General features: G+C 58.4%; 1 protein-coding gene and 1 pseudogene. One reads left to right on the forward strand and one right to left on the reverse strand.

Translation table 11 applies throughout. The features are described from left to right. A partial coding sequence (locus B7449_RS17140; protein ID WP_048883903.1) for a glutathione binding-like protein occupies positions 1-301 on the forward strand: 301 nt, incomplete at its 5' end. A gap of 102 nt (positions 302-403) precedes the next feature. Here B7449_RS17140 and B7449_RS17145 read toward each other — a convergent pair. Beyond that, positions 404-1,047: pseudogene (locus B7449_RS17145) on the reverse strand (MFS transporter); the annotation flags it as partial.

The raw sequence follows: 1,047 nt of genomic DNA on the forward strand, positions 1-1,047 counted from the left end.
TGCCACACCGGGTCTTGGTCCCGATGTGGAAGTCTACCAGAACCGGGAATGGGGCCTGCGCCAGCGCGATAAGGCTCTGCGCGGAATGCATTACTTTGATGCAGTGCTGCGGAAACAGCCCTTCATAGCCGGTGAGGCTTTCTCTATGGCGGATATTGCAGTTATCGGGGGTTTTATATTCGCTACAGCCGTGAAATTGCCGATCTCGCAGGAGTGCGAGGCGCTTTTAGCCTGGTTCGTGCGGATGCAGGAGCGTCCGAGTGTCCGGGCGCAACTGGCAATTGTTCCGCCAAAGCATTGACACGCAAAGTCATCCCGAACGGGCGGATAGCGTGTGTCCTCATTTGGGATACCCGGATCTTTCCAGAAGGGAGCTGAAAGCCGATATTCATGGCGGGCTGTGTCATTTCTGATAAGTGCGCTGGATCAGCACCGTAACCACAGCAAGCAGGCCAGCACTACCAACCAGCAACGTCAGGAGTGCTGGGGCAACGCCGAGCTGATCGATCAGCAGACCTGTAATCCACGGTAGGAGACCGCCAAGCAGATAGCCGCCCGTCTGGGTTAGCCCGGCCAACCGTGTCGCCTCTGATCTGCCGTGCGCGAAATCCAGAGGCTGGAGGAGCGCTATCGGGAACAGCCCTCCTGTCGCAACTCCAATCACCACGGGCGCCAGCCATGGCAGCGGCTTTGCAAGCAGCAGGCAGAGCGTACCCAAAATGGCGAGGCCGGAAAAAGCCAGAGCTGCCTTGATGGTTGTAAGTTTCAGGGCGCGCATGATGACGTGCATGCCAAAGCTGACGCCCGTCTGGACCAGCATCATGATGGCGACCAGAAGCCCTGCCGTATGGTCAGAATAGCTCAAGGCACCATACAGGGACGGCAGCCACCCAATTGCTGCGTAATTGATCCCGGCCTGAAGACCGAAGAACAGCGTCAGTCCCAGAATGCCGCTCCGGCTGATCGTGAGAGAAGGCTGTGCCGCGGAACGCGCAGGCGCAGTAATATCTTCACGCCATAGTATCCAGCAAAACCCGGCGAGTGCCG

The sequence above is a fragment of the Komagataeibacter intermedius TF2 genome, assembly GCF_000964425.1.
Classification (GTDB): Bacteria; Pseudomonadota; Alphaproteobacteria; order Acetobacterales; family Acetobacteraceae; genus Komagataeibacter; species Komagataeibacter intermedius.